Source organism: Romboutsia sp. (assembly GCF_051659545.1).
Lineage (GTDB): Bacteria > Bacillota > Clostridia > Peptostreptococcales > Peptostreptococcaceae > JBOFOR01.
Genome location: NZ_JBOFOR010000070.1, coordinates 1 through 6,442, shown reverse-complemented (window position 1 = coordinate 6,442; position 6,442 = coordinate 1). Strand labels below are relative to the sequence as shown.

The window sequence follows — 6,442 nt, the reverse complement described above, 5'->3', positions numbered from 1 at the left end:
AACAACTTTAAGGTAGTAGTGGCGAAGACACCGTCTATTTTGCTTGGCTTTGTAACAACCTCTGATTATATCGTTTAGGTGTGATTAAGTCGTTAGCCACCAAGAATCCCTCTGCTTTAGCTGTAGGGAGTGTGTCAATGTCATTGATTATGAGTATTGTAATATTTATTTCATTTAGTGGATTTATGAAGGTGATGTTAACAGCACAAAGAATTAGAAGTAGTGAAATGAATTATAATCTAGAACTTAGTGCTATTACTGATGATGACAAAAATAATAATGAAATAACTAAAGATATAATCAAAGAATTAGATAAGTTGAACACTATCAAAAACTATGCGTCATACGACTGGCAAAATAATCTAAATCTAGCGATTAACATTAAAGAAGAAAACATAAACAAAAACTTAAAGGAAGAGGAAAAAGAACTATTCAATAATAATTTCCCTAAAGAGAAAATAGGAAATAATATTGTTCATAAATCAAACAATAACACTCTTAGATTCCCTGGAGATAAGGCAATTAGTAATATTAAATTAGTAGATGGAAGTTTTGAAAAAGATGAAGCTATGAAGGAAAATGGAGTAATACTAATAAATAAAACTTACTATGAACAACCAGGAAAAAGAGGAGAAGTAACTCTTACAAACTACAAAGTTGGAGATGTAATAGAAGCTGAGTTTGTTGATTCAGATGGAAATACAAGTAAAGATAAATTTAAAATAATGGCTATAAGTGATGAAAAAATAGTTGGAGATATTACACATAATTATTTAGGTCTTAGTTTTTTAACTTATGATGAAGTAGCTAAAAATCTAGGAATTAATGATTTAAATAAAAATCACATGTATATAGACTGTGAAAATGATGAAAGTACAATAAAGGTTATACAAGATTTAGCTGAAAAGTATAACTGGAACTTTATGAATGAAATAGAAATAGTTGAAGATATGAACCAAAGTTACTTTGTAATACAAATATTTGTTTATGGATTTATAGCTGTAATTTCACTAGTGAGTGTTACTAATATTGTAAACACTATAAGTACAAATATTAATTTAAGAAAAAGAGAACTAGCTATTATTAAGTCTATAGGAGTTACTCCACAAGGATTCAATAGAATGATCTATTTAGAAAGTATTTTATATGGAGTAATATCATTATTGTTTGGAATTCCTCTAGGCGTAATTTTATCAATGGTTATGAATAGAACTATGGCTAATGTAATATCATTTAATTTAGTTTTACCATGGGAAGCAATATTAATATCTGTAGTAGCAGTATTTATTATAACTTTTGTATCAGCCTATATACCAATGAAAAAGCTTAATAAAGAAAATATTATAGATAATATTAGACAAGAAAGTATATAGAAGGATATTAACTTATCCTTCTTCATAGGGATATATAAGAATAATCTTAAAATTGAAGTTTGTTGTTTTATATCTAGTCCGTAAGGGATATAGATTGTTCATTTAAACTAAGCGATAAATTGGAAGTTGTAATAGTATTATCTACCCATTAATACTATCAACAAATTTTTTGGATTTAATGGTCATCTCTACCCATGCTGGACGAAACCCACTCTTTATTGCATTGCGTACCGATTTAATATTTGACCATGCACAACAGTAAAATGGTACTTTCCCTTTAGCTAGAATTTCTATTGCAAGTCTACTAGTCAATGCAGATGCAATCCCCTGTTGTCTTACATCTGGTAAGACGTCAACACCGATTTGCCACATTGTTTCACAATCTGCCGAACAGGCTGCTAACCCCACTAGTTGGTTATCTTTATATGCTCCAACACCTAATACATCTAACTGTTTCCTTGATTGACTTAATGCATTGGACCACTGTGGCAAATATAAATCAACAAAATCTTGCTGTTCTAACACTTTCAATTCATACTTACAGTTTTGAACATACAACTCATTAATGTCAGGGAGAAAATATTCTGCCATAAAACAAACTTGCATACCATATTTTTCAAACTCATTATTCAATATGTGCATATTAGGTGTTTCAAAGCAATGTTCTACTTGATATTTACTTATATATTTTTCAACAATATCTTTATATTCCATCTGAATTGAAGCTACTATGTTTTGTCCGTAAGAAATTAAGTTGCAAGCAATGGGTAACTCTAGATATCTTCTTGCATTTGAATTTTTTATAGACTCAATAATTACACTATCTTTGCCCTTAAAGTCACCAATTTTACAATTTGCATCTATAGCTGACTGTTTCATTGCAATCTCTAAAATATCTTTATTTGTCATATCCTATCACCTCTATAAATTTATATTTATCTATATGGTATCATAGATATTTGAAATTAGCATTAGCAATAGTAACCACAATTAAGTTAAAATAAACTATAATAAAGAGTAAGATAGTTTTTGAGTTGAAAACCTAATTACTATTGATATTAAAAATATAATTACAAATACAATTGGTGGAATTATAGGGAGGAAATCAATGAAAGCACAGATTAATTTAATTACAATTTGGACAGATAATATAGACAGAATGAAAGAGTTCTACAATGAAGTTCTAGGATTTAAAATTATTAATGACCTTGGAAATTATGTTGAATTTGAAAATGTTGGGGTACGATTTGCTATATGTATGAGGGATGTAATGTACGCTTATACTAAAGAATATAAGCAAAAAACATTAGGACAAGCTTTTGAGATGGCTTTTCCATGTGAAAGTATAGAGGATGTTGACACAACTTACGAAAATTTAATAAAAAAGGGAGCTCTGCCAATATATGGACCCAAAAACATGCCATGGAATCAAAGAACAGCCTTATTTGCAGACCCTGATGGAAATATACATGAGATATTTGTATCACTTTAGATAGTAGCATTTATAAATTAAAGTTATAATTAATATAAACTTGTATATTAAAAATAACTAGTTATTAAAGGGGTATTTATGAACAAATTAACTATTATAATTATAGGCAGTATATTAGTAGGAACAATGTTTGTAGGTTGTACATCTACAGATACAAAAGGAGAAAGTAACAAAATACATAGCTATAAAAAAGAGAATATAAATGAAGTTATAATAGTAAATAAAGAGAAAAATACTATAAAAGAAAGATATGAAGCACCAAAAGGATTTACGAGAGTAGAAGTTGATAATAATAGTTTTGAAGAGTATTTAAGAACTTATGAATTAAAACCTTATGGTGAAAAAGTTAAATACTATAATGGAAGTAACAAAAACAAAAGTGGAGTTTATGATAGTGTATTTAAAGTAGATATAGGAGATAGAGATTTGCACCAATGTGCAGATGCAATTATGCTACTTAAAGCTGAGTATTTATATAAAAATAAAAGGTATGATGAAATTAGCTTTAATTTTGTAGATGGATTTAAGGCTAGCTACAGTAAATGGTTAGAAGGCTATAGAATAAATGTAAGTGATAGTGGAAGCAGTTGGTATGAAAAAACTGGATATGATGATTCATATGAAAACTTTAGAAGTTATATGAACATGGTATTTGCATACTCAGGAACCTTATCTTTAGATAAAGAAGCTGAAGGTATAAATTTTGATGATATGAAAATAGGAGACATTTTTATAGTAGGAGGAAGTCCTGGACATGCAGTAATAGTAGTAGACATGGCAAAAAATAAAGAAAGTGGAGAAACACTATTTATGTTGGCTCAAAGTTATATGCCAGCTCAAGAAACTCAACTTTTGATAAATCCAAATAATAATAAAATAAGTCCATGGTACAGCACTAGTTTTGATGGTAAATTAAGAACTCCAGAATGGACTTTTGAAAAATCAAACTTGAAAAGAATCATCTAGCTTGTTGATAGGTGGGTTTAACATTACTAACTATGATATAATAATAAAATAGCAATACCTATGACAAAAGATGTAGATTTAAATGATGAAAATAAAATAAGGGTAGAGTTATAAAAGAAGCACAATAAATAATCATGTAATATAAATATAATAAAAATACAGCAAAAAAAGATTTGAAATTTTAGCTTAGCGAGGAAAATTCAAATTAAAGGATTTGCTGTATTTTTATTTATAAAATAGTTAAATTTTAAAAATATTCAAAAAAAACATATCTGTTTCAAAAAAATATACTACAATATAAAAAGGGAAAAGAATCCTTTAGACTAAAAAAGTGATGTGAGGTAAAATGAATAAAATATTTAAACTATCCTGGCCTGTAATGGCAGGTATGATTTTACAAAGTCTCCTAGCAACAGTTGATATGATATTTGTAGGTAGACTTGGAACTAGCCAACTAGCGGGAGTAGGAATAGCCACCTCTGCTCTTACAGTAATTTTTGTACTATCTACATTAGTTTCATCAGGTGTAATAGCATTAGTATCAAGGTACTTTGGAGAAGGTAACCTTGAGGAAGTAAAGAAGATAAGTGGGCAGGCTTATATAATGTCCTTAGTAATTGGCAGTATTTGTAGTATTTTGTGCTGTATTTATGCAAAGCAAGTTTTGAAAGTATTATTCAATCCAGATTTGACAACTCTAAAATATGCATATGAATTTTCTGTAATCGTATTTTCTGGCACAGTGCTAGTATTTGTATCATCAACTATGAGAACTATAATACAGGCACTAGGAGATACTAAAACACCTCTTTATATTTTTGGATTAGCAAACATATTAAATATCATATTAGACTTAATATTAATCTATAAGTGTGATTTAGGTGTAAGGGGAGCCGCTATAGCAACTTTAACTTCAACAATATTTAGTTTTATATTAATAAATATTATAGTGATAAAAAAACTGTATGAAGGAAAAATATCTATTTTTGTAAAAAGTCTAAAAATATCTACAAATATTAGTCGCAGAATATTAAAAATCGGAAGTTGGGCTTGTATAAAAGAATTAGCAAGACCTTTTACAGGTATGCTAATGGTTAGTCTAGTGTACTATGTAGGAAAAGAAGCAGGTAGTGCAGCTTTTAGTGCTGGTCAACAAGTATTAAACTATACCTTTATATTTTTAAATGGGCTTTCAATATCAATATCAATATTAGTAGGACAAAACATTGGTAGTAATAATATAGACGAATGTTACAAGATAGTAAAGTCTGGACTAAAGCTTGCCATTATAAATATGGCAGTATTTGCAATACCTTATTTTATATTTCCAGGAGAAATCATGGCCATATTTACTAATGATGCTGAAGTAATAAGTACAGGTATATCTTACTTAAGAATTGTTTACGTAGGAGTGATATTTGTAGTTTTTTCTATAATCTTAGGTGGAGTATTCCAAGGATCAGGAGATACTTTGCCACCAATGATATCTTCAATAGTTGCAAATGTAGTTTTAAAACTGCCACTTGCCTATTTATTTGCAATAAATTTAAATATGGGTACAAATGGAGTTTGGTTAGCAGTATCTTTATCAGTAATTATAGAAGCAGCAATGATTATTTATTATTTTAAGAAAGATAAATGGAAAGAGAAGGTGATATAAGTAATGTTCTATGAAACTAAATTAACACAGAGTGTGTGTGGCTTGCTATCTCAAGATAAGGTTACTAATCTTAACATACTTGGTATAGTAGAAAACTCAAAAGAAGCAAAAATTTATGTGGATGATGAAAAATCTCCAACAGGAGTTCTTGTAAATGATGGATACTTCAATTATATTTACACAGAAAAAGATGAATTTATAGACTTAGCTTTAAAAGAATTTTTCTCAGAAAAAGGAGAATATGGTTTTAGTGGAGTAAAAAGTAAAATTGCGAATAAAATAAAAAATAGATATGAAATACAATGGGCAAATCCTTGTACTTTATATTATTATCCTCATAAAAATGTTGAGTTTGAAAACGTAAAGAGTAATACTAGAGGTTTAAATATCGAAGAGGCTCAAACTGTGGATGAATATTATACTTTTAAAGATGAAGAAAGTATTTATGCTATTAAAGAAAGTATTGAAAATAGACCTTCTGTATGTGTATTAAAGGATGGAGAATTAGCATCTTGGCTTTTAACACATAAAGATAATTCATTAGGACCTATGTACACTAGAGAAGAATACAGAAAAGAAGGCTATGCAGTTGATCTTACTTTAGCACTTGTAGATAAACAAATCAATAAAAATATTACACCATATTTACATATTGAAAATGCCAACACACCTTCTCATAAGCTGGCTAAGAAATGTGGTTTTAAAGCTTATGGACATTGTGAATGGTTTGGAATAGTTTGTGAATAATTAATTAGGCTTAGATTTACACTAAGCCTAATTTTTTTATATAAAATAATAAAATTAGATGTATAGTAAGCGTCAAAGAATATCCGACTAGAATGCCAATATTTTTTTAGCTAAAATATCAAGTATAAAAACTTGAATATGGAGGCTAACTATGTCAATTGAACAAAGTGAAATAAATTGGGATGAAATCCTAGAAAAATTTGA

General features: G+C 28.5%; 6 protein-coding genes. 5 read left to right on the top strand and 1 reads right to left on the bottom strand.

Annotated elements, in window-relative coordinates; all coding sequences use genetic code 11:
• Positions 1 to 137: 137 nt before the first annotated feature.
• Positions 138 to 1,373 (top strand): ABC transporter permease, encoded by a 1,236-nt coding sequence (locus tag ACRC03_RS03840; protein ID WP_438651231.1) that lies wholly within the window; start codon positions 138 to 140, stop codon positions 1,371 to 1,373.
• Positions 1,374 to 1,514: 141 nt separating this feature from the next.
• On the opposite strand, the gene ACRC03_RS03835 is transcribed toward ACRC03_RS03840, so the two are convergent.
• The gene (locus tag ACRC03_RS03835) at positions 1,515 to 2,282 is read right to left on the bottom strand and encodes a GNAT family N-acetyltransferase (protein WP_438651230.1); all 768 of its coding nucleotides are present in this window, start codon (positions 2,280 to 2,282) and stop codon (positions 1,515 to 1,517) included.
• A gap of 199 nt (positions 2,283 to 2,481) precedes the next feature.
• On the opposite strand from ACRC03_RS03835, the gene ACRC03_RS03830 reads away from it, so the two are divergent.
• From ACRC03_RS03830 to ACRC03_RS03815, 4 genes are all read left to right on the top strand, one after another.
• On the top strand, positions 2,482 to 2,865 hold the full coding sequence (locus tag ACRC03_RS03830; protein WP_438651229.1) for a VOC family protein: 384 nt from the start codon (positions 2,482 to 2,484) through the stop codon (positions 2,863 to 2,865).
• 78 nt (positions 2,866 to 2,943) lie between these two features.
• On the top strand, positions 2,944 to 3,831 hold the full coding sequence (locus tag ACRC03_RS03825; protein WP_438651228.1) for a DUF4846 domain-containing protein: 888 nt from the start codon (positions 2,944 to 2,946) through the stop codon (positions 3,829 to 3,831).
• Between the two features lie 346 nt (positions 3,832 to 4,177).
• Complete coding sequence (locus ACRC03_RS03820; RefSeq protein ID WP_438651227.1) at positions 4,178 to 5,491, top strand: MATE family efflux transporter; 1,314 nt, start codon at positions 4,178 to 4,180, stop codon at positions 5,489 to 5,491.
• 3 nt (positions 5,492 to 5,494) lie between these two features.
• The gene (locus ACRC03_RS03815; protein WP_438651226.1) at positions 5,495 to 6,238 is read left to right on the top strand and encodes a GNAT family N-acetyltransferase; all 744 of its coding nucleotides are present in this window, start codon (positions 5,495 to 5,497) and stop codon (positions 6,236 to 6,238) included.
• Positions 6,239 to 6,442 lie beyond the last annotated feature (204 nt).

What these genes read in the sequence shown, in the direction of transcription:
- ACRC03_RS03840 (WP_438651231.1), top strand. Translation starts at nt 138, where the DNA reads ATGTCATTGATTATGAGTATTGTAATATTTATTTCATTTAGTGGATTT.
- ACRC03_RS03835 (WP_438651230.1), bottom strand. Translation starts at nt 2,282, where the DNA reads ATGACAAATAAAGATATTTTAGAGATTGCAATGAAACAGTCAGCTATA.
- ACRC03_RS03830 (WP_438651229.1), top strand. Translation starts at nt 2,482, where the DNA reads ATGAAAGCACAGATTAATTTAATTACAATTTGGACAGATAATATAGAC.
- ACRC03_RS03825 (WP_438651228.1), top strand. Translation starts at nt 2,944, where the DNA reads ATGAACAAATTAACTATTATAATTATAGGCAGTATATTAGTAGGAACA.
- ACRC03_RS03820 (WP_438651227.1), top strand. Translation starts at nt 4,178, where the DNA reads ATGAATAAAATATTTAAACTATCCTGGCCTGTAATGGCAGGTATGATT.
- ACRC03_RS03815 (WP_438651226.1), top strand. Translation starts at nt 5,495, where the DNA reads ATGTTCTATGAAACTAAATTAACACAGAGTGTGTGTGGCTTGCTATCT.